This window comes from Kosakonia sp. YIM B13571 (assembly GCF_042788095.1).
Classification (GTDB): Bacteria; Pseudomonadota; Gammaproteobacteria; order Enterobacterales; family Enterobacteriaceae; genus Kosakonia; species Kosakonia quasisacchari.
Window position 1 is genome coordinate 53,313 of the sequence record NZ_JBHZPL010000012.1, and the last position, 22,666, is coordinate 75,978.

18 protein-coding genes are annotated in these 22,666 nt (G+C 54.6%); 13 read left to right on the forward strand and 5 right to left on the reverse strand.

The window, feature by feature from the left end; genetic code table 11:
• Positions 1-176 precede the first annotated feature (176 nt).
• The 4 genes from tamA (at position 177) to ACFX4O_RS20905 (ending at position 6,552) form a co-directional block, all read left to right on the forward strand.
• Positions 177-1,910 carry an autotransporter assembly complex protein TamA gene (tamA, locus tag ACFX4O_RS20890; protein WP_131407294.1) on the forward strand — a complete coding sequence of 578 codons (1,734 nt, stop codon included), beginning with the start codon at positions 177-179 and terminating at the stop codon, positions 1,908-1,910.
• Positions 1,907-5,683 (forward strand): autotransporter assembly complex protein TamB, encoded by a 3,777-nt coding sequence (gene tamB, locus ACFX4O_RS20895; RefSeq protein ID WP_380211035.1) that lies wholly within the window; start codon positions 1,907-1,909, stop codon positions 5,681-5,683. The genes tamA and tamB overlap by 4 nt, the downstream gene beginning before the upstream one ends.
• Before the next feature lie 2 nt (positions 5,684-5,685).
• Complete coding sequence (locus ACFX4O_RS20900) at positions 5,686-6,036, forward strand: gamma-glutamylcyclotransferase (protein ID WP_020456270.1); 351 nt, start codon at positions 5,686-5,688, stop codon at positions 6,034-6,036.
• Positions 6,037-6,099: 63 nt separating this feature from the next.
• Entirely contained in the window at positions 6,100-6,552 is a 453-nt protein-coding gene (locus ACFX4O_RS20905) for a hypothetical protein (protein ID WP_380211038.1), read from the forward strand.
• Between the two features lie 153 nt (positions 6,553-6,705).
• On the opposite strand, the gene ppa is transcribed toward ACFX4O_RS20905, so the two are convergent.
• The gene (ppa, locus tag ACFX4O_RS20910) at positions 6,706-7,236 is read right to left on the reverse strand and encodes an inorganic diphosphatase (RefSeq protein WP_008460444.1); all 531 of its coding nucleotides are present in this window, start codon (positions 7,234-7,236) and stop codon (positions 6,706-6,708) included.
• 399 nt (positions 7,237-7,635) lie between these two features.
• On the opposite strand from ppa, the gene ytfQ reads away from it, so the two are divergent.
• From ytfQ to ACFX4O_RS20940, 6 genes are all read left to right on the forward strand, one after another.
• On the forward strand, positions 7,636-8,592 hold the full coding sequence (gene ytfQ, locus ACFX4O_RS20915; protein ID WP_380211040.1) for a galactofuranose ABC transporter substrate-binding protein YtfQ: 957 nt from the start codon (positions 7,636-7,638) through the stop codon (positions 8,590-8,592).
• Positions 8,593-8,646: 54 nt separating this feature from the next.
• Positions 8,647-10,149 (forward strand): galactofuranose ABC transporter, ATP-binding protein YtfR, encoded by a 1,503-nt coding sequence (gene ytfR / locus ACFX4O_RS20920; RefSeq protein WP_380211042.1) that lies wholly within the window; start codon positions 8,647-8,649, stop codon positions 10,147-10,149.
• 10 nt (positions 10,150-10,159) lie between these two features.
• Positions 10,160-11,185 carry a galactofuranose ABC transporter, ATP-binding protein YtfT gene (ytfT, locus tag ACFX4O_RS20925; protein ID WP_165501873.1) on the forward strand — a complete coding sequence of 342 codons (1,026 nt, stop codon included), beginning with the start codon at positions 10,160-10,162 and terminating at the stop codon, positions 11,183-11,185.
• The gene (gene yjfF / locus ACFX4O_RS20930) at positions 11,172-12,170 is read left to right on the forward strand and encodes a galactofuranose ABC transporter, permease protein YjfF (protein WP_380211044.1); all 999 of its coding nucleotides are present in this window, start codon (positions 11,172-11,174) and stop codon (positions 12,168-12,170) included. Before ytfT ends, yjfF begins: the two co-directional genes overlap by 14 nt.
• A gap of 110 nt (positions 12,171-12,280) precedes the next feature.
• Complete coding sequence (locus tag ACFX4O_RS20935; RefSeq protein ID WP_131407306.1) at positions 12,281-13,846, forward strand: methyl-accepting chemotaxis protein; 1,566 nt, start codon at positions 12,281-12,283, stop codon at positions 13,844-13,846.
• 14 nt (positions 13,847-13,860) lie between these two features.
• Positions 13,861-14,358, forward strand: coding sequence for a DUF2569 domain-containing protein (locus ACFX4O_RS20940; RefSeq protein ID WP_131407308.1), 498 nt, complete (start codon positions 13,861-13,863; stop codon positions 14,356-14,358).
• Between the two features lie 46 nt (positions 14,359-14,404).
• Here ACFX4O_RS20940 and fbp read toward each other — a convergent pair whose 3' ends face one another.
• Positions 14,405-15,403, reverse strand: a complete 999-nt coding sequence (gene fbp / locus ACFX4O_RS20945) for a class 1 fructose-bisphosphatase (RefSeq protein WP_165501874.1) — start codon at positions 15,401-15,403, stop codon at positions 14,405-14,407.
• A gap of 280 nt (positions 15,404-15,683) precedes the next feature.
• Here fbp and mpl point away from each other — a divergent pair, with 280 nt between their 5' ends.
• Positions 15,684-17,066 (forward strand): UDP-N-acetylmuramate:L-alanyl-gamma-D-glutamyl-meso-diaminopimelate ligase, encoded by a 1,383-nt coding sequence (gene mpl / locus ACFX4O_RS20950; RefSeq protein WP_380211048.1) that lies wholly within the window; start codon positions 15,684-15,686, stop codon positions 17,064-17,066.
• A 62-nt stretch (positions 17,067-17,128) separates the two neighbouring features.
• On the opposite strand, the gene ACFX4O_RS20955 is transcribed toward mpl, so the two are convergent.
• Both ACFX4O_RS20955 and yjgA read right to left on the reverse strand, forming a co-directional pair.
• Positions 17,129-18,337: an aldose 1-epimerase family protein gene (locus ACFX4O_RS20955; RefSeq protein ID WP_380211049.1), complete on the reverse strand. Its 1,209-nt coding sequence runs from the start codon at positions 18,335-18,337 to the stop codon at positions 17,129-17,131.
• Between the two features lie 303 nt (positions 18,338-18,640).
• A complete protein-coding gene (yjgA, locus tag ACFX4O_RS20960; RefSeq protein WP_131407316.1) occupies positions 18,641-19,195 on the reverse strand; it encodes a ribosome biogenesis factor YjgA in 555 nt (184 codons plus the stop codon).
• A gap of 94 nt (positions 19,196-19,289) precedes the next feature.
• Between yjgA and pmbA the strand changes: the two genes are divergently transcribed.
• Together pmbA and cybC are read left to right on the forward strand one after the other, a co-directional pair.
• Positions 19,290-20,642: a metalloprotease PmbA gene (gene pmbA / locus ACFX4O_RS20965; protein WP_380211051.1), complete on the forward strand. Its 1,353-nt coding sequence runs from the start codon at positions 19,290-19,292 to the stop codon at positions 20,640-20,642.
• A gap of 56 nt (positions 20,643-20,698) precedes the next feature.
• Positions 20,699-21,085 carry a cytochrome b562 gene (gene cybC, locus ACFX4O_RS20970; RefSeq protein ID WP_131407320.1) on the forward strand — a complete coding sequence of 129 codons (387 nt, stop codon included), beginning with the start codon at positions 20,699-20,701 and terminating at the stop codon, positions 21,083-21,085.
• 518 nt (positions 21,086-21,603) lie between these two features.
• Here the strand turns inward: cybC and ACFX4O_RS20975 are convergent.
• Entirely contained in the window at positions 21,604-22,566 is a 963-nt protein-coding gene (locus ACFX4O_RS20975; RefSeq protein WP_380211100.1) for a quinone oxidoreductase family protein, read from the reverse strand.
• Between the last annotated feature and the right edge of the window lie 100 nt (positions 22,567-22,666).

Here is a 22,666-nt window from a genome sequence, read left to right on the forward strand (position 1 = left end):
GCCATAAATCAGACTAGATTTAAACATAAGAAATTTTGGGGTAGTCGTCTGCTTTTCAACCTGTGTTAACGGGTTTTTATCGGCTTGTGTTCTGTCGCAAGGCAAAACCTGGCTCAGCGCGGAGCTGCGCTTACGTTTCCTTCCAGGGGTGGGAACAAGGATATTCAGGAGAGAACGTGCCAAAGATCCGTCTGTTATGTTTTGCTGCTTTGTTGCTGGTGAGTGAAACGGCTTTCGCCGCCAATGTGCGATTGCAACTGGAAGGGCTCACCGGGGAGCTACAAAAAAATGTGCGCGCCCAGTTGTCCACCATTGAAAGCGATGAAGTCACCCCGGACCGCCGTTTCCAGGCGCGTGTGGATGACGCCATTCGTGAAGGGTTAAAAGCCTTAGGCTACTACGAACCCACCATCGATTTCGAACTGCGCCCACCGCCGGCGAAAGGGCGTCAGGTGCTGATTGCGCGTGTGCAAGCCGGTGAGCCGGTGCGCATTGGCGGCAATAGCGTGATCCTGCGCGGCGGCGCGCGTACGGACAGTGATTACCTCGACTTACTCAAAAAACGCCCCGCTATCGGCACGGTGTTGCACCATAACGATTACGACAATTTCAAAAAATCGCTCACCAGCGTGGCGCTGCGTAAAGGCTACTTCGACAGTCAATTCATTAAAAGCCAGTTGGGTATCGCGCTTGAGCGCCGCCAGGCGTTTTGGGATATCGATTACGACAGCGGCCAGCGTTACCGCTTTGGTACGGTGACGTTTGAAGGCTCGCAAATCCGCGACGAATATCTGCAAAACCTGGTGCCTTTCCACGAAGGGGATTATTACCAGACGCAGGATCTGGCAGAGCTGAATCGCCGCCTTTCTGCCACCGGCTGGTTTAATTCGGTGGTTGTTGCGCCAGAGTTCGATAAAGCGCGAAAAACCAAAGTGTTGCCGCTTAAAGGCGTGGTGTCACCGCGCACGGAAAACACCATTGAAACCGGGGTGGGTTACTCGACCGACGTCGGGCCGCGCGTCAAGGCTACATGGAAAAAGCCGTGGATGAACTCCTACGGTCACAGCCTGACCACCAGCACCAGTATCTCCGCGCCGGAACAGCAGCTCGATTTCAGCTATAAGATGCCGCTGCTGAAAAACCCACTTGAACAATATTACCTGGTGCAGGGCGGCTTTAAACGTACCGATCTGAACGACACCGAAGCGGATTCCACCACGCTCGCGCTGTCGCGCTATTGGGATCTCTCCAGCGGCTGGCAGCGCGCTATCAATCTGCGCTGGAGCCTCGATCACTTTACGCAGGCGAATGTCACCAACACCACCATGCTGCTTTACCCTGGCGTGATGATCAGCCGTACCCGCTCGCGCGGCGGTCTGATGCCCACCTGGGGTGATTCGCAGCGCTACTCGGTGGATTACTCCAACACCGCCTGGGGATCGGATGTCGACTTCCTGGTGTTGCAGGCGCAAAACGTCTGGATCCGCACCCTTTATGATCGCCACCGTTTTGTGATGCGCGGCAATCTGGGCTGGATCGAAACCGGGGATTTTGATCGCGTGCCACCGGATCTGCGCTTCTTCGCCGGGGGCGATCGCAGTATTCGCGGCTACAAATACAAATCTATCGCCCCTAAAAATGACAGCGGCAAGCTGATTGGTGCGTCCAAGCTGGCTACCGGTTCGCTGGAGTATCAATACAACGTTACCGGCAAATGGTGGGGCGCGGCATTTGTTGATAGCGGCGAAGCGGTGAGCGATATCCGCCGCAGTAATGTGAAAACCGGCGCGGGCGTCGGCGTACGCTGGGAATCGCCGGTTGGGCCCATTAAGCTCGATTTCGCGGTGCCGGTCGGCGATAAAGAAGAGCACGGATTACAGTTTTACATCGGGTTGGGGCCGGAATTATGAGTTTATGGAAGAAAATCAGCCTCGGCGTCCTGGTGTTTATCCTGCTGGTGCTGGGCACCGTAGTCTTTCTGGTGGGTACCACCAGTGGGTTGCATCTGTTATTTAAAGCGGCCAACCGCTGGGTGCCGGGGCTGGAAATTAGCCAGGTGACCGGCGGCTGGCGCGATCTCACGCTAAAAAATATCCGTTTTACCCAGCCGGGCGTAGCGGTTAACGCCGGCGAAGTACATCTGGCGGTTAAGCTCGGCTGCCTGCGCGACAGCAGCCTGTGCGTGAATGATCTGTCGTTGAAAGATATCAATGTCGTTATCGACAGCAAAAAAATGCCGCCCGCCGCACCGGTAAAAGAGGAAGAAAGCGGGCAGCTGAACCTCTCTACACCCTACCCGATAACGCTTAGCCGGGTGGCGCTCAACAATGTAAACATCAAAATCGACGACACCACCGTCTCGGTAATGGATTTCACCACCGGTTTGAACTGGCAGGAGAAAAACCTGACGCTGAAACCGACGTTGCTACAAGGGCTGCTGATTGCCCTGCCGAAAGTGGCCGATGTGGCGCAAAAAGAGGTCGTTGAACCGAAAATCCAGAATCCGCAGCCGCAGGAAAAACCGCTCGGCGAAACGCTGAAAGCGCTGTTTGAAAAGCCGCTGCTGCCGGAAATGACCGATGTTCACCTGCCGCTCAACCTCAATATTGAAGAGTTTCGCGGCGAACAACTGCGTCTCACCGGCGATACCGACATTCTGGTGCGCAGCTTATTGCTGAAAGTGAGCAGTATCGACGGACAGATGAAGCTCGATGCGCTGGATGTGGATTCCAACCAGGGGCAGGTGCGCGCCACCGGTAGCGCCCAGTTGCGTGATACCTGGCCGGTGGATATTACGCTCAATACCACGCTGAATATCGATCCGCTGAAAGGCGAGAAGGTGAAACTGAAAGTCGGCGGCGAAATGCGTAAGCAACTCGACGTTGGCGTGAACCTTTCCGGTCCGGTCGACATGGATTTGCGCGCGCAAACCCAACTGGCCGAAGCCGGTTTGCCGCTGAATCTGGAGATAACCAGTAAGCAGCTTTACTGGCCGTTTACCGGGGAAAAACAGTACCAGGCCGATGACCTGAATCTGAAACTCACCGGCAAAATGACCGACTATACGCTGGCGTTTCGCACGGCGGTGAAAGGTCAGGATGTGCCACCTGCGACCATTACGCTGGATGCCAGGGGCAACGAGCAGCAACTGAGCCTTGATAAACTGGTGATCGCTGCGCTGGAGGGTAAAACCGAGTTGAAAGCGCTGCTCGACTGGCAACAGGCCATCAGCTGGCGCGGGGAGTTGACGCTCAACGGCATCGACACGGCGAAAGCATTTCCGGAATGGCCGTCAAAACTGAACGGCCTGATCAAAACGCGCGGCAGCCTGTACGGTGGTAGCTGGCAAATGGATGTGCCGGAGCTGAAGCTGAGCGGCAACGTGAAGCAAAACAAGGTCAACGTCGACGGGCAGCTTAAAGGCAACAGCTACTTGCAGTGGACGATTCCCGGCTTGCACCTGGAACTGGGGAAAAATAGCGCCGATATCAAAGGCGAGCTGGGCGTTAAAGATCTCAACCTGGATGCCACGATTGATGCGCCTGGGCTGAATAACGCGCTGCCGGGTCTGGGCGGCACAGCAAAAGGGCTGGTGAAAATTCGCGGTACGGTGGATGCGCCGCAGGCGCTGGCGGATATTACTGCGAATAACCTGCGCTGGCAGGCGCTTTCCGTGGCCCGCGTGCGCGTGGAAGGCGATGTGAAATCCAGCGACCAGATTGGCGGCAAACTGAACGTGCGCGTGGAACGCATTGCCCAGCCTAGGGTGAACCTCAGCCTTGTGACGCTGGCGGCAGATGGCAATGAGCAACAGCACAAACTCCAGTTGCGCGTGCAGGGCGAGCCGGTTTCTGGGCAGCTTAACCTGGCGGGCAGTTTTGACCGCCAGCAGCAGCGCTGGCAAGGGACACTGAGCGATACCCGCTTTGCCACGCCGGTTGGCCCGTGGTCGATTAATCGCCCGGTCACGCTGGATTACCGCAATCAGGAACAGAAAATCGCGATCGGCCCGCACTGCTGGTTGAACCCGAACGCCGAACTCTGCATTCCGCAAACCATTGATGCGGGCGCAGAAGGCCGGGCGGTGGTTAACCTTAACCGCTTCGACCTTGCGATGCTGAAACCCTTTATGCCGGAAACCACGCAAGCAAGCGGTGTGTTCAGCGGTAAAGCGGATGTCAGCTGGGACGCCACCAAAGAGGGGCTACCGCAGGGTGAAGTGACGCTCTCCGGGCGCGGCGTGAAAGTGACGCAGGTGGTGAACGACGCGCCGCTGCCGCTCGCGTTTGATACCCTCAATCTCAACGCAAAACTGCGCGATAACCGGGCCGATCTCGGCTGGCTGATTCGCCTGACCAATAACGGTCAGTTCGATGGCCAGGTGCAAGTTACCGATCCGCAAGGGCGGCGCAATCTGGGCGGCAACGTGAATATTCGCAACTTCTCGCTGGCGATGGTGAACGCCATTTTCAGCCGCGGCGAGAAAGCGGCGGGCACGTTGAATGCTAGTTTACGTCTTGGCGGCAACGTGCAAAGCCCGCAGTTGTTCGGGCAATTGGGGCTTAACGGGCTGGACATTGATGGCAACTTTATGCCGTTTGATATGCAGCCCAGCCAGCTGGCAATGAATTTCAACGGCATGAGCTCAACCTTGCAGGGCGTGGTGCGTACCGGGCAGGGGCAGATCAACCTGAGCGGCGATGCCGACTGGAGCCAAATCGATAACTGGCGCGCCCGCGTGGCGGCGAAAGGCAGCAAAGTGCGTATTACCGTGCCGCCGATGGTGCGTCTCGATGTCTCGCCGGATGTGGTATTCGAAGCGACGCCAAGCCTGTTTACGCTGGATGGCAACGTGGATGTACCGTGGGCGCGCATCGTGGTGCATGACTTACCGGAAAGCGCGGTTGGCGTCTCCAGCGATGAAGTGATGCTGAATAACGACTTGCAGCCTGAGCAGCCAAAAAGCGCGTCGATTCCGATCAACAGCAATCTGACCGTGCATGTCGGCAATAACGTGCGGTTGGATGCATTCGGCCTGAAAGCGCGGCTGACGGGCGATCTGAAAGTGGCACAGGATAAGCAGGGGCTTGGGCTCAACGGGCAGATCAACATCCCGGAAGGGCGTTTCCATGCTTACGGCCAGGATTTGCTGGTGCGTAAAGGCGAGCTGTTATTCTCCGGGCCGCCGGATCAGCCGATGCTGAATATCGAAGCGATTCGCAATCCAGAATCCACCGCGAACGATGTGATTGCCGGTGTTCGCGTCACCGGCACCGCCGATGAGCCGAAAGCAGAGATCTTCTCCGACCCGGCGATGTCGCAACAAGAAGCGCTCTCGTACCTGCTTCGTGGCCAGGGGCTGGAGAGCGAACAGAGCGACAGCGCGGCGATGACTTCCATGCTGATTGGCTTAGGGGTTGCACAAAGTGGTCAGGTTGTGGGTAAAATCGGCGAGACTTTTGGCGTCAGCAATCTGGCGCTGGACACCCAGGGCGTCGGCGACTCCTCGCAGGTGGTGGTTAGCGGCTATGTGCTACCGGGTCTACAAGTAAAATATGGTGTAGGAATTTTTGACTCACTGGCGACTCTCACGTTACGTTATCGCCTGATGCCTAAGCTGTATCTTGAAGCGGTGTCTGGCGTAGATCAGGCACTTGATTTGCTCTATCAGTTTGAGTTTTAGCAATGCGAATATTTGTCTACGGCAGTTTACGACGCAAGCAAGGCAACAGCCACTGGATGACCAATGCTCAGTGGCTGGGGGACTTTTGTGTCGAAAATCATCAGCTGTATAGTCTGGGGCACTATCCGGGTGCAGTAGCCGGTGAAGGAAGCGTCAAGGGTGAAGTTTATCGCATCGACGCAGCAACGCTCGGTGAGCTGGACGCTTTGCGCACTGCGGGCGGCGAGTATAAACGCCAGTTGATCCAGACGCCTTATGGCAGCGCCTGGATGTATGTTTACCAGCGTTCGGTTGAGGGAAAAACCTTGATCGAGAGCGGTAACTGGCTTGACCGCGAGCAGTACCAGAAATAATCAGTCCTGGAGAACCGCGCCGCTGGCGCGGTTTTTCTTTTTAGCAAAGTAAGGACGAGAAGAATGTTACGTAAGACAGCCTGGGGGCTTGCCGCAGCGCTGCTGCTGGCAGGCCTTTTTAGTTTTGGCTACCTCACTTATTACCCTTTTCTCCATTTTTTCTGGGGGAGTACCGACCTGATAGCGACCTCCGTTTCCGCCACAATGCTGGCGACGCTGATTAATGGTTTGCTATTTGCTTTTTCGGGCCTGCTGATGCTGGCTTTGATGTTGCGACAAAATGCCCGGCAGCGTTTTTCAGCGCAGAGGATTGTGGCAAGGAGCCTGGGAATCGCGCTGGGGAATGTGGCCCTGTTTAGCCTGTTTGTTGCGGGACATAAATTCCTGCTGGCGCCGCAAATACCGCAAGGCGTTAGCGTGGATATCACCCACGACTATCTCCTCCCGGAATGGGTGCTGAGCACAGTTATTGTGTTGATGCTTTCTGCCTGGCGGCATAAAGCCCGTCCAGCGTAAGAGTTTGCCAAAGCGCGCTCCGCTTATCCCATTTCAGCCATTTTGTCGCCTGGATCAGGCAGCGCGGTCATTAAGCCGACAGCCCATAAAGCCAAGGCGAAAAAAAGCCCTGGCTGCATAACGCATACCAGGGCTTTTTTCAGATAAAGCGGATTATTTCTTCGCTGCGCGCTCGAAAGAGGCAATGATCTCTGCTTTAGCCGCTTCAGCGTTGTCCCAGCCGTCCACTTTCACCCATTTGCCTTTTTCGAGATCTTTGTAGTGCTCGAAGAAGTGCGTGATCTGTGCTTTCAGCAGTTCCGGCAGGTCGTTCACATCTTTAATGTGATCGTACTCTTTGCTCAGTTTGGTGTGCGGAACGGCAACCAGTTTGGCATCTTCGCCAGACTCGTCGGTCATTTTCAGCACGCCAACCGGGCGGCAGCGGATCACAGAGCCTGGCTCCAGCGGGTACGGCGTCGGCACCAGCACATCCACCGGGTCACCATCCAGCGAAAGGGTGTGGTTGATATAACCGTAGTTGCACGGATAGAACATCGCGGTGGACATGAAACGGTCAACGAACAGCGCGCCGCTTTCTTTGTCGACTTCGTATTTGATCGGGTCAGCGTTAGCCGGAATTTCGATAACAACGTAGATATCTTCTGGCAGATCTTTACCCGCCGGGACGTTCAGTAAGCTCATGTTTGTTTCCTTTAAAATGTGTGGCAAACAAGTGCCGGGTATTATAGCCAACTGGCGGTGAATGTCTTGGGCTGTTTTAACGTGCTCACACATTTTCAGACGCTTACTGACACTTATTTTTGACAGTTTTATCCATAACCATAGCAGCATAATCAATAATTTTATGTAACCGATTACAGCGAAACTCCGTTCACGTTGTCCTGCAGTAAATTTCTGCAATTTCAATGGATAAAAGAGGTGAATTAAAACGGCGCTTTTCGCGCGCCAGATCGCAACTGGTCATCAACAATTCATTCACTTTTCCGATTTGTGATGTAACGCATTCTGTTACATCCTCGATTGTCTATAGTTTTCCCGCAGGCGAAGTTGTAGCCAACAATAACCCTCGAGGATGCTCTTATGTGGAAGCGCTTACTTCTTGTCACAGCAGTTTCGGCAGCCATGTCGTCTATGGCGATGGCCGCCCCGTTAACCGTAGGATTTTCGCAGGTCGGATCTGAATCCGGCTGGCGAGCCGCTGAAACCAACGTCGCGAAAAGCGAAGCCAGCAAGCGTGGCATTACGCTGAAAATTGCTGACGGTCAGCAGAAACAGGAAAACCAACTCAAAGCGGTACGTTCCTTCATCGCTCAGGGCGTTGACGCTATCTTTATCGCGCCGGTGGTGGCGACAGGCTGGGAGCCTGTGCTGAAAGAAGCCAAAGACGCCAAAATCCCGGTGTTCTTGCTCGACCGCTCCATTGATGTCAAAGACAAGTCGCTTTATATGACTACCGTCACCGCCGACAACATCCTTGAAGGTAAGTTGATTGGCGAATGGCTGGTGAAAACCGTTGCGGGCAAACCGTGTAACGTCGTTGAGCTGCAAGGCACTGTGGGTGCGAGCGTGGCTATCGATCGTAAAAAAGGGTTTGCCGAAGCCATTTCGAAAGCCTCTAACATCAAAATCATCCGTTCTCAGTCTGGTGACTTTACCCGCAGTAAAGGTAAAGAGGTGATGGAGAGTTTCATCAAGGCGGAAAACAACGGCAAAAATATTTGCATGGTTTACGCCCACAACGATGACATGGTGATCGGTGCGATTCAGGCTATCAAAGAAGCGGGCCTGAAACCGGGCAAAGACATTTTGACCGGCTCTATCGACGGCGTGCCGGATATCTACAAAGCGATGATCGACGGCGAAGCAAACGCCAGCGTCGAGCTGACACCAAACATGGCTGGCCCGGCGTTCGACGCGCTGGAGAAATTCAAAAAAGACGGCACCCTGCCGCCGAAGTTGACCATTACCAAATCGACACTCTATCTGCCGGCTACGGCGAAAGAGGAGTTAGAGAAAAAGAAAAACATGGGTTACTGAGTCGCAAAAACCCTCTCCCCGGCGGGGAGAGGGTAAATGTGTAAGGGGTCAACAATGAACGCGGAAGCACACCAGGAAATCCTGCGTACCGAAGGCTTAAGTAAATTCTTTCCCGGCGTAAAAGCGCTCGATAACGTGGATTTCAGCCTGCGCCGCGGCGAAATCATGGCCCTGCTCGGGGAGAACGGCGCGGGGAAATCGACGCTAATCAAAGCGTTAACCGGCGTTTACCACGCCGATAAAGGCGCCATCTGGCTGGAAGGCCAGCAAATCAATCCGAAAAATACTGCCCATGCGCAACAACTCGGCATCGGGACGGTGTACCAGGAAGTCAACCTGCTGCCGAATATGTCGGTGGCAGATAACCTATTTATTGGCCGCGAACCCCGACGTTTTGGTTTATTGCGTCGTAAAGAGATGGAAACGCGCGCGGCTGAACTGATGGAATCCTACGGTTTCTCGCTGGATGTGCGCGAGCCGCTCAACCGCTATTCGGTGGCGATGCAGCAGATTGTGGCAATTTGCCGCGCCATCGATCTCTCCGCCAAAGTGTTGATCCTTGATGAACCCACCGCCAGCCTCGATACCCAGGAAGTGGAGATGCTGTTTACCCTGATGCGCCAGTTGCGCGATCAGGGCGTCAGCCTGATCTTCGTCACCCACTTTCTGGATCAAGTGTATGACGTTAGCGACCGTATCACCGTGCTGCGCAACGGCGGATTTGTGGGTTGCAAACCTACCAGCGAGTTGCCGCAAATCGAGCTAGTCAAAATGATGTTGGGCCGTGAGCTGGAAAGTAACGCGCTGCAACGCGCCGGGCGCACGTTGCTGAGTGAAAAACCGGTGGCGGCGTTCAATGGTTACGGCAAAAAAGGGGTGATCGCCCCGTTCGATCTGGAAGTGCGCCCCGGTGAAATTGTCGGTCTGGCTGGCTTGTTAGGTTCGGGGCGCACCGAAACCGCTGAAGTGATTTTTGGCATCAAACCTGCCGACAGCGGCAGCGCGACCATCAAAGGCAAGCCGCAATCTTTGCGTTCTCCGCACCAGGCTTCGTGTCTGGGCATCGGCTTTTGCCCGGAAGACCGGAAAACCGACGGCATTATTGCCGCCGCGTCGGTGCGGGAAAATATCGTGCTGGCGTTGCAGGCGCAGCGCGGCTGGCTACGGCCAATCCCGCGCAAAGAGCAGAACGCCATTGCTGAGCGCTTTATTCGCCAGCTTGGCATCCGCACACCGAGCGCCGAGCAGCCGATTGAGTTTCTTTCCGGCGGCAACCAACAGAAAGTATTGCTTTCGCGCTGGTTGCTGACGCGCCCGCAATTCCTGATCCTCGATGAGCCGACGCGCGGTATCGATGTGGGCGCGCATGCGGAGATCATTCGCCTGATAGAAACCCTCTGTGCCGATGGCCTTGCATTGCTGGTTATCTCCTCCGAGCTGGAAGAGTTAGTTGGCTATGCGGATCGGGTGATTATCATGCGCGATCGTAAACAGGTGGCGGAGATCCCGCTCGCTGAGTTGTCCGTTCCGGCGATCATGAATGCCATTGCGGCGTAAGGAGTAAAGTGTGATGCCTCAATCACTTGGCCAAACGACGCCGCCAAAGCGCCGTTTTAACTGGCCGACCGGAACGCCGCAGCTGATTGCTCTGCTGCTGGTGTTGGTGGTGGATAGCCTGGTCGCGCCGCATTTTTATCAGGTGGTGTTACAGGATGGTCGCCTGTTCGGCAGCCCGATAGACATTCTTAACCGCGCTGCGCCGGTGGCGCTGCTGGCGATTGGTATGACGCTGGTGATTGCCACTGGCGGTATCGATCTGTCGGTCGGCGCGGTGATGGCAATTGCCGGGGCGACGGCCGCGTCGTTAACGGTCGCCGGGCACAGCCTGACGGTAGTGCTGCTGGCGGCGCTTGGTACCGGCGTGCTGGCCGGGTTGTGGAACGGTATTCTGGTGGCGATTTTGAAGATCCAACCGTTTGTCGCCACGCTGATTTTGATGGTCGCCGGGCGCGGTGTCGCGCAGTTGATCACCTCCGGGCAGATTGTCACCTTTAACGCCCCGTCGCTGGCATGGCTGGGCAGCGGTTCGCTGCTGCTGTTTCCGACACCGGTGATTATCGCACTGGTGACGCTGGTGTTGTTCTGGCTGTTCACCCGCAAAACCGCCCTCGGTATGTTTATTGAAGCGGTGGGCATCAACATTCGTGCGGCGAAAAACGCCGGCGTGAATACGCGCGTAGTGGTGATGCTGGCTTATGTGCTGAGCGGTGTTTGCGCGGCGATAGCCGGGGTGATTGTCGCGGCGGACATTCGCGGGGCGGATGCCAACAACGCCGGGCTGTGGCTTGAACTGGACGCGATTCTGGCGGTGGTTATCGGTGGCGGTTCGCTGATGGGCGGGCGCTTTAACCTTGTGCTGTCGGTGGTGGGCGCGCTGATTATTCAGGGTATGAACACAGGTATTTTGCTCTCCGGTTTCCAGCCGGAACTCAACCAGGTGGTGAAAGCGGTGGTGGTGATGTGCGTACTGATTGTTCAGTCGCCGCGCTTTATCGCGCTGATTAAAGGAGTACGCGGTCATGATAAAACGTAATTTACCGCTGATGATAACGCTGGGCGTGTTTGTGCTCGGCTATCTCTACTGCCTGACGCAGTTCCCCGGTTTTGCGTCGACGCGAGTGATTTGTAACATCCTGACGGATAATGCCTTTCTGGGGATTATCGCCGTCGGTATGACCTTTGTGATCCTCTCCGGCGGCATTGATTTATCCGTCGGCTCGGTAATCGCCTTCACTGGGGTTTTTCTGGCGAAAGCCATTGGCGACTGGGGTATCTCGCCGCTGCTGGCGTTCCCGTTGATTTTGCTGATGGGCACCGCGTTTGGCGCGTTTATGGGGCTTTTGATCGACGCGTTAAAAATCCCGGCGTTTATCATTACCCTGGCAGGAATGTTTTTCCTGCGCGGCGTCAGCTACCTGCTGTCGGAAGAGTCGATTCCGATTAATCACCCCATTTATGATTCGCTCTCGAGCCTGGCGTGGATGATCCCCGGCGGCGGGCGTTTGAGCGCGATGGGGCTGCTGATGCTATTCGTGGTGGTGATCGGTATTTTCCTCGCGCACCGCACTCGCTTTGGCAACGAAGTTTACGCCATTGGCGGTAATGCCACTTCCGCGAATCTGATGGGTATCTCAACGCGTAGCACCACTATTCGTATCTATATGCTTTCCACTGGGCTTGCGACGCTGGCGGGGATTGTCTTCTCCATTTACACCCAGGCGGGTTACGCGCTGGCGGGCGTTGGGGTTGAACTGGATGCCATCGCCTCGGTGGTGATTGGCGGTACATTGCTTAGCGGCGGTGTCGGCACGGTGCTCGGCACGCTGTTTGGTGTGGGTATTCAGGGGCTTATTCAGACCTACATTAACTTCGACGGCACGCTCAGCTCCTGGTGGACAAAGATTGCCATCGGCATTCTGTTGTTTATTTTTATCGCGTTGCAACGTGGCTTAATCGTACTGTGGGAGAACCGCCAAAACTCACCTGTTACGCGCGTTAGCACAACGGCAACAAAGTAATAACATATTGAAATGGCTATTTTTCCCTAAAGTAATTCCGGTAGCGGTCGATAACTGACGAATCGGCTTAATTTACGCCAAAAAGTATCGCTGCTACCGGGATTCACATCATGCTTAAAACGCTTTCGATCCGTACTGGTTTACTTTCTTTACTGGCTGTTATGACGCTTCTCCTGCTGCTCGTCAGTGGCATCGGAGTTTATGCACTTAATAAAAGTTCCTCATCGCTGGAGCGAATTAGCCAACTTCAGGGCGAAAAGATGGCGCGCCTGAGTGAAGGCTACACGCTGATTCTGCGCGCGCGTAATGAAGCGGGCCAGGCCGTTCGCATGATGGAAGTCGGTTTGCTGGATGATGCAGCTAAATCGGTGAAAATGATCAATGGCGAAATTGAACACGGTGAGCAATCGCTTGCTGGTGTCATCAACGCAGGTGTCGATGACGAGCAAGGGTCTGCGCTGCTGGCGGCGTTGGCGAAAAGCTACGGCGACTATGTCAATCAGGGCATTAAACCGATGCAGGATGCGCTAAACCAACAGAGTGCAGATGCCTACTACGACCTGCTGGAAAACAAACTGATCCCTATCTCCCGCCAGTTCGACAACGACATGCAGGCATTCCAGAAATGGAGCGAAGTGCGCGGCAAAGCGGAAGTGAGCGCCGTTCAGAGCAGTAAAAACGGCGTTATGCTGCTGATTCTGGTGGTGGCATTGCTGGTGGCCGGGATTATTGTGTTGGCCTGGCTGGCGCTGCGCCATTTGCTGCTGAAGCCGCTGGATACCTCTATTCAGCAGCTGGAACAGGTGGCGGCAGGGGATTTGACCTACCTGAAAACCGACGTCAGTAGCAAAGAATTTAATCGGCTGAATGCGGCCATCGAAGAGATGCGTCAGTCACTGGTGGGTTCGGTCACCCGCGTGCGCGATGCCAGTTCACAAATTGATACCGGCAGTCGTGAGTTAGCGGCGGGCAACGTCGATTTGTCGCAGCGTACGGAATCTACCGCCACATCGCTGGAGCAAACCGCAGCCAGCATGGAGCAGATCACCGCCACGGTGAAACTCAATGCCGACAACGCCGAGCAGGCGCACAAACTGGCGAAGACCGTTTCCGATACCGCCGATCGCGGCAGCGAAATGGTCTGCTATGTTATTGAAAAAATGCGCGATATCTCTACCAGTTCCGATCGTATCGCCGACATTCTTAGCGTAATTGACGCCATTGCTTTCCAGACCAATATCCTGGCACTGAACGCCGCCGTTGAAGCCGCCCGAGCGGGTGAACAAGGGCGCGGTTTTGCGGTGGTTGCTGGCGAAGTGCGTAACCTTGCCAGCCGCAGCGCCGAGTCAGCGAAAGAGATTCGGACGCTTATCAGCAGCTCTCAAGCGCAGGTTTCTGAAGGCAGCGATCTGGCGATGCAGGCCGGTGAAACGATGGACGAAATCGCCGAAGAAGTGTTGCGAATGACCAAACTCATGCGCGAAATCGCCAATGCATCGCAGGAGCAGAGCCGCGGTATTGAGCAGGTGAATATCGCCGTTAGCCAGATGGATGAAACCGCGCAGCAAAACGCGGCGCTGGTGCAGCAATCTTCTGCAGCGACCCGTTCGCTGGAAGAGCAGTCGCGCGAGCTGTTGCAGGCAATGGCTTCATTCCGTTTACAGGCACAGGGATAACAAAAGGCAACAACATGGGAACGTGTATTCAATGCGATAAGGACGCGCTGAAAGAGAGTGATTTCTGCGCGGAGTGCGAGGCGCGCGAGTTTAAAAAAATTCGCGGCTGGCTGTTTGTGCCGGCGATCTCGCTGGTGCTCTCTCTGCTGACGATTGTTGTATCAATCAACACGACCGTCCAGGAACTGATGGAGAACGACGGCGCGTTCGTCGCAGGGCAGAAAGGGCTGCTTATTTTCGAACTGGTTTTCTTTGTGGCGATGTTTGCCTACACATTGTTCGTTTCGAGCCTGTTCTTTCGAAAAAAGCGTCAGCTTCCGCGTTGTTACATCGGTTTTCTGCTGCTTTGGCTTGCGTTTTACGGGATGGATTTAGTGCTGGCACATCAGTTTATGGATCTGCCTTACGTCTACGATAACGTTAAGCCGTTGCTGCGTAATGCCGTAAGCGCGGCGATTTGGATCCCCTATTTCCTGGTATCCGTGCGCGTAAAACGCACGTTCGTTCGCTAAAAAAAAGCGCCACGATTGTGGCGCTTTTCTCATTTTCCTCGGCCGATTAGGCGTCCGGGAACTCACGCAGATAGCGTTCTACGTCATCCACCATATGTTCGTTGCCGACAAAGAACGGACGGCGCTGGTGTAGACTTCCCGGTTGGATATCCAGAATACGGTTTTTGCCGTCGCTGGCTTTACCGCCCGCTTGTTCAGCGAGGAAAGCCATCGGGTTGCATTCGTACAGCAAGCGCAGTTTCCCTTCCGGGTGGCTGGCGGTGCTTGGGTAGAGGTAAATCCCGCCTTTCAGCAGGTTACGGTGGAAATCCGCCACCAGCGAACCGATGTAGCGCGTGGTGTAAGGGCGGTTGGTCGCTTTATCTTCTTCCTGGCAGAACTTCAGGTATTTCTTCACACCCTGCGGGAATTTGATGTAGTTGCCTTCGTTAATGGAGTAAGTGTTGCCACGCTCCGGGAAACGCATACGCTCCTGGCTCAGGCAGAACACGCCGAGTGACGGATCGTAAGTGAAGGCGTGTACGCCGCAGCCGGTGGTGTAAACCAGCATGGTGGACGAACCGTAGACCACATAACCAGCGGCGACTTGCTTGTTGCCCGGTTGCAGGAAGTCTTCCATGGTCACCGACGTGCCGACTGGCGTTACGCGGCGATAGATGGAGAAAATTGTCCCGACGGAGACGTTAACGTCGATGTTGGAGGAACCATCCAGAGGATCCATCAGCACCACATATTTCGCGTGTTCACAGCCTTCGAAAACGACGATCTCATCTTCTTCTTCAGAGGCGATCCCAGCCACGATATCGCGGGCGCGGAGTGCGGCTTTCAGTTTTTCATTCGCGAACAGGTCGAGTTTTTGTTGCTCCTCGCCCTGCACGTTTTCAGCACCGCTTGCACCCAGGATATCGACCAGGCCGGCCTTATTGATATCACGATGAATGATCTTGGCGCCCAGTTTTATCGCCGACAGCAAAGCAGTCAGTTCACCCGTTGCATGCGAGAACTCATGCTGCTTTTCGACAATAAATTCACCTAACGTTTTCATAACACTTTCCCTGCATTTTTCATGATGGAGTAAAGCGATTGTAGCCTGTGGTTTTCAGGTTGCTGCTCACAGCAAGTTCCGGATATTAAACAGCTGATACCGTAACAGCCAGAGCTTTCGCAAACGAAAACGCGAAGGTCATGCAACAATACTAACAAACATTCAAAAGTCCGCGCACAGGTGAATCGCGCCAGCTACATACGGATTATCCTGAAATGCATTTCTCTGCGGTTAAACATATGGGTAAAATGTGCGCCAGTTTAGGAAAGGATAATGACGAATGCGCATTCATATTTTGGGGATTTGTGGCACTTTCATGGGCGGGCTGGCAATGCTGGCGCGCTCGCTGGGACACCAGGTAACGGGCTCGGACGACAGTGTCTATCCGCCAATGAGCACGCTGCTTGAGAATCAAGGGATTGAACTGATTGAAGGTTATGACGCAAGCCAGCTCTCTCCCGCGCCGGATTTGGTCATCATCGGCAACGTGATGAAGCGCGGTAACCCGTGTGTGGAAGCGGTGCTGGAAAAGAACATTCCGTTTATGTCTGGCCCGCAATGGCTGCATGACTTTGTGCTGCGCGACCGTTGGGTTGTCGCCATTGCCGGTACGCATGGTAAAACCACTACCGCCGGCATGGCGACCTGGATCCTTGAAGCCTGCGGCTATAAACCGGGTTTTGTGATTGGCGGCGTTCCGGGCAACTTTGACGTTTCTGCGCGCCTGGGCGAAAGTCCGTTCTTCGTGATTGAAGCCGATGAATATGACTGCGCCTTCTTCGACAAACGTTCCAAATTTGTCCATTACTGCCCGCGTACGCTGGTGCTCAATAACCTTGAGTTTGACCACGCGGATATTTTCGACGACCTGAAAGCGATCCAGAAACAGTTCCACCACCTGGTGCGTATCGTGCCGGGGCAGGGGAAAATCATCTGGCCAGAAAACGACATCAACCTGAAACAGACGATGGCGATGGGCTGCTGGAGCGAGCAGGAACTGGTGGGCGAGCAGGGCCACTGGCAGGCGAAAAAACTGAACACCGACGCCTCCAACTGGGAAGTGTGGCTGGATAACGAACGCGTCGGTCAGGTGAACTGGGGTTTGGTGGGCGAACACAACATGCATAATGGCCTGATGGCGATTGCCGCCGCGCGCCATGTCGGTGTTGCCCCGGCAGATGCGGCGAAGGCGCTGGACTCTTTTATCAACGCGCGCCGTCGCCTGGAACTGCGTGGCGAAGCCAATGGTGTTACGGTGTATGACGATTTTGCTCATCACCCGACAGCAATCCTGGCAACCCTCGCTGCGCTGCGCGGTAAAGTGGGCGGCACCGCGAAAATCATCGCCGTGCTGGAGCCTCGCTCAAACACCATGAAAATGGGCATCTGCAAAGACGATCTGGCCCCGTCGCTGGGACGCGCTGACGAGGTGTATCTGCTGCAACCGCCGCATATTCCCTGGCAAGTGGCGGAAGTGGTGGATGCCTGCGTGCAGCCTGCGCACTGGAGTGCGGATATCGATACGCTGGCGGATATGATTGTCAAAAGCGCGCAGCCGGGCGATCACATTCTGGTGATGAGTAACGGCGGATTTGGCGGGATCCACCAGAAACTGCTCGATGGACTGGCGAAAAAAGCGCAGCTCGCTGCTGAAAACGCCTGATTGAAATAAGCAAAATAAAAAACCGCGCCCGAAACCTGGCGCGGTTTTTTTATGCCTGTGCGTTACTCTTTCGCCATTGGCGTTTCAATGGACTGCGGCGTTTTGCTGCCCTGAATTTCCTGCACGCGTTTCTCTACTTCAGCTACCTGGCCGCTGTTGTGCAGCAGCGTATAGGTTAAATCGAAGCGGGTGCTCTGGCCTGGTTGTAGCTGTTTCACGCGTTTTTGCTCGCGTTCAATGGTCACCGGATAGGCGTAGCTGGTGCCCGGCTCGATACCGGTCACGTAACCCTGTTTTTCCGTATCGGTATTTTTCCACAGCGTCAGCACCGGCAACTGTTCGGTGTTGTAGCTAATCGCCACGCCTTTGTCCCCGGCTTTGTTCAGCAATGCCGCGACAGTCTGTTTGCTGGCATCGGCCAGCGGCTTGATATTAAACACCATTTCGTCGAAACCTTTGGTCGGCCCGGCGTAAGTTTGCCACTCTTTCAGCCCCTTTTTGGCGTAATCATTGAACGGGCTGACGTTTTCATACGGCGTAATAAAGCGCGCGCCCTGCTCAAGAATCGGCTTGCTGAAGTTGCTGTGGTAGATGATCTGGTAATCGTGCGGGTAGTCAGCGTGGTTGGTCAGCACGTCATGCAGACTGAAACTGTTGCTGCCGGGAATGTAGCGCAGTTCCATTTCCGTTTGCAGATCCGCTTTTTTAAAAGTGCTCTCTTTCACTAACCCGCGAATGCGAATTTCATACGGCGCGGTTTCGCTGACATCGACGGAAACCTGCGAAGCAGGCGTGTTGCCCGCTTTGCCGTGCAGGGTGTAAATCTGCCCGTCTGCTGTTACCGGATGGCCGGTCCATTCGTAACCGCAGCGCACCACCATTTCGTTGAAACCTTCCAGCCAGCCGAGGCCGTTACGGCTTTCCAGGTTGATAAATGCCGGGTTCACTACCTCTTTTACCGGTGAGCTCCAGCCCATATGTACGCCAAAACCGTCGGCATAGAGCAAGTTCATGCCGCGTGTCGGGCTCAGCGCGATAGTCAGGCCGTTTTTACTGCTCAATTTAATGACTTTGCTGCCTTCTTGTTTACCGCCGTGCAGCACCACCTGTTCAATGCTGAACTGCTGGTCTTTGATGTTCAGCTGATCGCTGCTGATCCGCCAGTTTCCCTGCTCAATACCGCCTTCAGCACTTGTCAGCACCCAGGTTTTCGCCATCACTTGGCCGGATACAAGCAGGGCAAGTGCGGAAAGCATTACTGTTTTTTTCATTATTTCGTCCTTTTTAGCTGAATCGATTATCTGTACCACGGCTGAAATCTACGTTTTGCGCAGCAGAGAAAATGTGATCTGTTTCATTTGGTGAAAATGAGCGCTAAAGAGAACGTAAAAAGCGCGTATTGATCGCATTTATCTATGAAATGAAAGCTATAGAGGCGAGAAATATGTGATGGTGGATGATTTTAGCTTTAACGATTCAGCTAAAATCATGCAAGCATTAATGAGGTAATAAATGAAGAAGAAAGGGGAAGCGGGAAAAGCCCTCTCCCGCAGGAGAGGGTTAGCACAGTGCGATTACTGTTCGCTGGTTTCGGCCAGTTCACGCAGAAACTGGAAGATTAAACGCGCGGATTTCGGCGGTTTGTTACCTTCTTTCTCTTTCTTCGCATTACGGATGAGCGAACGTAGCTGCTGGCGGTCAGCGTCCGGCCACAGGTTCAGCACCTCTGGCACCGCATCATCACCCTCTTCAATCAGGCGATCGCGGATCTGCTCCAGTTTGTGGAAAAAAGCAACTTGCTGGTTGTGGCGGTTTTTCAGCTTATCCAGCGCCTGGCGAATCGGATCGACATCGCGCTGACGCAGCATTTTACCGATCAACTGCAACTGACGGCGGCGACCCTCTTTCTTAATGCGCTGCGCCAATTCAATGGCGTCGCGCAGATCCTGGTCGAGCGGGAGTTTATCCAGCGCGTTTTTGCCAAGATCGACCATTTCCGCGCCGAGCTGCTTTAACTCTTCAGCATCGCGCTTAATTTCACTCTTACTGACCCAGATGATCTCATCATCTTCGTCTTCAATATCATCACCGGGCACGTCGTCGAGCCAGTCGTCGGGCTGCTTTGTCATCTCAGGCTCCTTAAAAAAGAGGCTAATGTTACCAGTTAAGGCGCGCACTGAAAAACGGTTCTCTGTTAGACTTCAAAGATTCTCTCCCTTAATTATGGCATTGGCGATGAAAGTAATCACACAAGTTGCACAACAACGCAAAACGCTGGAAGAGGCGGTTTCCACCGCGCTGGAATTAGCCGCCGGAAAAGCGGACGGTGCGGAAGTGGCTGTCAGTAAAACTACCGGGATTGGCGTTAGCACGCGCTACGGCGAAGTGGAGAATGTCGAATTTAACAGCGATGGCGCGCTGGGGATAACCGTCTATCACCAGAACCGCAAAGGCAGCGCGTCGTCGACCGATCTCAGCCCCGAAGCGATTGCCCGCACCGTGCAGGCGGCGCTTGATATCGCGCGTTACACCTCGCCAGATCCTTACGCAGGTATTGCGGATAAAGATCTGCTGGCGTTCGAGGCACCGGATCTCGATTTGTTCCACCCGGCGGAAGTGACGCCCGATGAAGCCATTGAATGGGCCGCGCGCGCGGAACAGGCGGCGCTGAAAGCGGATAAACGCATTAATAATACCGAAGGCGGCAGCTTCAACAGCCACTACGGCATTAAAGTCTTCGGCAACAGCCACGGCATGCTGCAAAGCTACTGCTCAACGCGTCACTCCTTGTCGAGCTGCGTGATTGCTGAAGAGAATGGCGACATGGAGCGCGATTACGCTTACACCATCAGCCGCGATATTAACGAACTGCAAACGCCGGAGTGGGTCGGCGAAGAGTGTGCTAAGCGCACGCTGTCCCGCCTGTCGCCGTGTAAGCTGCCGACCATGAAAGCGCCGGTGATTTTCGGTCACGAAGTGGCGACCGGCCTGTTTGGTCACCTGGTGGGCGCGATTGCCGGGGGTTCTGTCTACCGCAAATCAACGTTCCTGCTGGATTATCTCGGCAAACAAATTCTGCCTGAATGGCTGACTATTGAAGAACATCCGCACCTGCTGAAAGGGCTGGCGTCTTCACCGTTCGACAGCGAAGGTGTGCGTACTGAACGCCGCGATATCGTCAAAGATGGCGTGCTGATGCAGTGGCTGCTGACCAATTACTCCGCGCGTAAGCTGGGGCTGAAAAGCACCGGGCATGCAGGCGGTATCCATAACTGGCGCATTGCCGGGCGCGGTTTGAGCTTTGAGCAAATGCTGAAAGAGATGGGTACCGGGCTTGTGGTCACCGAGCTAATGGGCCAGGGCGTGAGTGGCATTACCGGCGATTATTCGCGCGGCGCGTCCGGTTTTTGGGTAGAAAATGGTGAAATCCAGTATCCAGTGAGCGAAATTACTATTGCAGGAAATTTGAAAGATATGTGGCGTAATATCGTTACCGTTGGTGACGATATCGAACACCGTAGCAATATTCAGTGTGGTTCAGTATTACTCCCGGAGATGAAAATCGCCGGACAATAACTCCGTGGCGCACAGAGTTGCGCCTTTAGCGTAAATAATAAAAAAGGAAGTGAGCAATGCGTAAAAACCTGTTAGCGCTCCTGGCTGTATCATCGTTGTTTGTTGGATCGTCGGTGTTCGCCGCCGATCTTGAAGATGATATGGGCACCCTGAATGACAATCTCAAAGTGGTGCAGAAAACCAGCGACGCCGGCGAGATGAAAGATGCATTAACCAAAATGCGTACCGCCGCATTAGATGCACAAAAAGCGACACCGCCGAAACTGGAAGGCAAAGCGGCAGACAGCGCGGAGATGAAAGATTTCCGCCACGGCTTTGATGTGCTGGTTGGTCAGATCGACGGCGCGCTGAAACTGGCTAACGAAGGCAAAGTGAAAGAGGCGCAGGACGCCGCTAAAGGGTTTGTTGATACCCGCAACACGTATCACAAGAAATACCGTTAATTCGGTATCAGGTTAAACGAAGCGGGGCAATTGCCCCGCTTTTTACTTCAGCTTCTTGACCGGAATTTCCGGTGTCCGCTTTTTATTGTGTGCTTCCCTGGTGCTGTTTCATTTTTAAAACGCGTTATGTCAGGGGATCAAATTCATCTGTTGTTAAATCTCTCTCGTGTTGAGTAAACATTGTCAGCATCAGTTATTTTTAGTTTGGTGGAATGGTTCCGTTCATTAATAGAAGGGTTACTTTAATTAACCCCCGTGCTGTGAACGGGATAAGGGGACACTGCGTCCCCCTTATCAATCCCCGCAACCCCGCGGGAAATCGGTGCTTCGCACTACGCTCACCTCCCGAGCGTCTGTCTGCGGTCGGCTCGACTCGACGTCCTGTCTCGTTTCGCCTCTGGCCGCCATCCATGGCGTCCAGACCTTGCCATTCACTCTTCGGTTCGCCGATTTCAGCGGGGACCCAACCCCATCGCTGCGAAGTTCATGCACTTTTTTAATAACGTATCGCTGCAAGGTCAGGGGATCAAAATCACCTTCCCGCTAAACCCTCTGTTTTCCAGCAAGTCATGCGCCTCTTTACCCCGGTAGAGCGGAAAAGATGTCACCTCCGGCAATTTGATATGCCCCGCTTTCAGCAACGCAAACAGCCGATCGGCGCGGCGCTGTCGCTCGTGCTGTGATGTCAGGTAAGTCCACAGATCGGCACCAATAACACCGGTAGATCGCAACAAAAATTGCGCCGGATCCGGCGCTGGGATCGTACCGCCGGACATACCGAACAGCACAACGCGCCCGCCATCTTTCAGGCTATCCAGGCTTTGTAGCAGTGTGCTGCCAACGGAATCAAACACGATATCGCAACCCGACGTATGCCAGGCGCGAACCTGTTCAGGCCAGGCGTCGTAATTAGCGGCGGCGTCTGCGCCGTTACGCAGGCAGAGGCTTTGCTTGGCCTGACTTGAGGCCACGGCAAACACCTGCACTCCCCGGTGAACCAGCATTTGCGTCAGCAGGCTGCCCACCCCGCCAGCGGCGGCCAGCACGGTGGCACGCATGCCGGGGACCACCGGTAACACATCATGCAACAGATAATCGGCGGTTAAACCCTGTAACAGAATCGACGCCGCCTCTGCTTCAGAAAGCCAGTCAGGCAGGTGGATGGCGTGTTCCTGCGCCACCACGATATGGCTGGCGTGCGCCAGTGGCACATCGGCAAAACCCACGCGATCCCCCGGCTGCCAGCCGCTTACACCGCTACCCACGGCAATCACCTGACCGGCACCTTCATAGCCGGCAACCCAGGGCGCGCTTCCTGCCAGTGGGTAACGACCCTGGCGGCGATAGATATCCGCAAAATTCAGACCGGCGGCAGACACGTCGACCAGCAACTCGCCCGCGCCGGGCTGCGGCGTAGGTTGATTGTGCAGGTAGAGCACGTCCGATGCGCCAAATTCATTGAAAACCAGCGATTGCATAATTAAGAACCCACTAAACGATAATGGCGCTATTATTTCCCGCGTCCTGTTGCGGATAAATGGGGTGTTGTTATCTTCATTTGATACTGTGGATTTAGAATGC

Excerpts from the sequence above, each read along its gene's own strand:
- tamB (WP_380211035.1), top strand. The coding sequence starts at position 1,907 with ATGAGTTTATGGAAGAAAATCAGCCTCGGCGTCCTGGTGTTTATCCTG.
- ACFX4O_RS20900 (WP_020456270.1), top strand. The coding sequence starts at position 5,686 with ATGCGAATATTTGTCTACGGCAGTTTACGACGCAAGCAAGGCAACAGC.
- ACFX4O_RS20905 (WP_380211038.1), top strand. The coding sequence starts at position 6,100 with ATGTTACGTAAGACAGCCTGGGGGCTTGCCGCAGCGCTGCTGCTGGCA.
- ppa (WP_008460444.1), bottom strand. The coding sequence starts at position 7,236 with ATGAGCTTACTGAACGTCCCGGCGGGTAAAGATCTGCCAGAAGATATC.
- ytfQ (WP_380211040.1), top strand. The coding sequence starts at position 7,636 with ATGTGGAAGCGCTTACTTCTTGTCACAGCAGTTTCGGCAGCCATGTCG.
- ytfR (WP_380211042.1), top strand. The coding sequence starts at position 8,647 with ATGAACGCGGAAGCACACCAGGAAATCCTGCGTACCGAAGGCTTAAGT.
- yjfF (WP_380211044.1), top strand. The coding sequence starts at position 11,172 with ATGATAAAACGTAATTTACCGCTGATGATAACGCTGGGCGTGTTTGTG.
- ACFX4O_RS20935 (WP_131407306.1), top strand. The coding sequence starts at position 12,281 with ATGCTTAAAACGCTTTCGATCCGTACTGGTTTACTTTCTTTACTGGCT.
- ACFX4O_RS20940 (WP_131407308.1), top strand. The coding sequence starts at position 13,861 with ATGGGAACGTGTATTCAATGCGATAAGGACGCGCTGAAAGAGAGTGAT.
- fbp (WP_165501874.1), bottom strand. The coding sequence starts at position 15,403 with ATGAAAACGTTAGGTGAATTTATTGTCGAAAAGCAGCATGAGTTCTCG.
- mpl (WP_380211048.1), top strand. The coding sequence starts at position 15,684 with ATGCGCATTCATATTTTGGGGATTTGTGGCACTTTCATGGGCGGGCTG.
- ACFX4O_RS20955 (WP_380211049.1), bottom strand. The coding sequence starts at position 18,337 with ATGAAAAAAACAGTAATGCTTTCCGCACTTGCCCTGCTTGTATCCGGC.
- yjgA (WP_131407316.1), bottom strand. The coding sequence starts at position 19,195 with ATGACAAAGCAGCCCGACGACTGGCTCGACGACGTGCCCGGTGATGAT.
- pmbA (WP_380211051.1), top strand. The coding sequence starts at position 19,290 with ATGGCATTGGCGATGAAAGTAATCACACAAGTTGCACAACAACGCAAA.
- cybC (WP_131407320.1), top strand. The coding sequence starts at position 20,699 with ATGCGTAAAAACCTGTTAGCGCTCCTGGCTGTATCATCGTTGTTTGTT.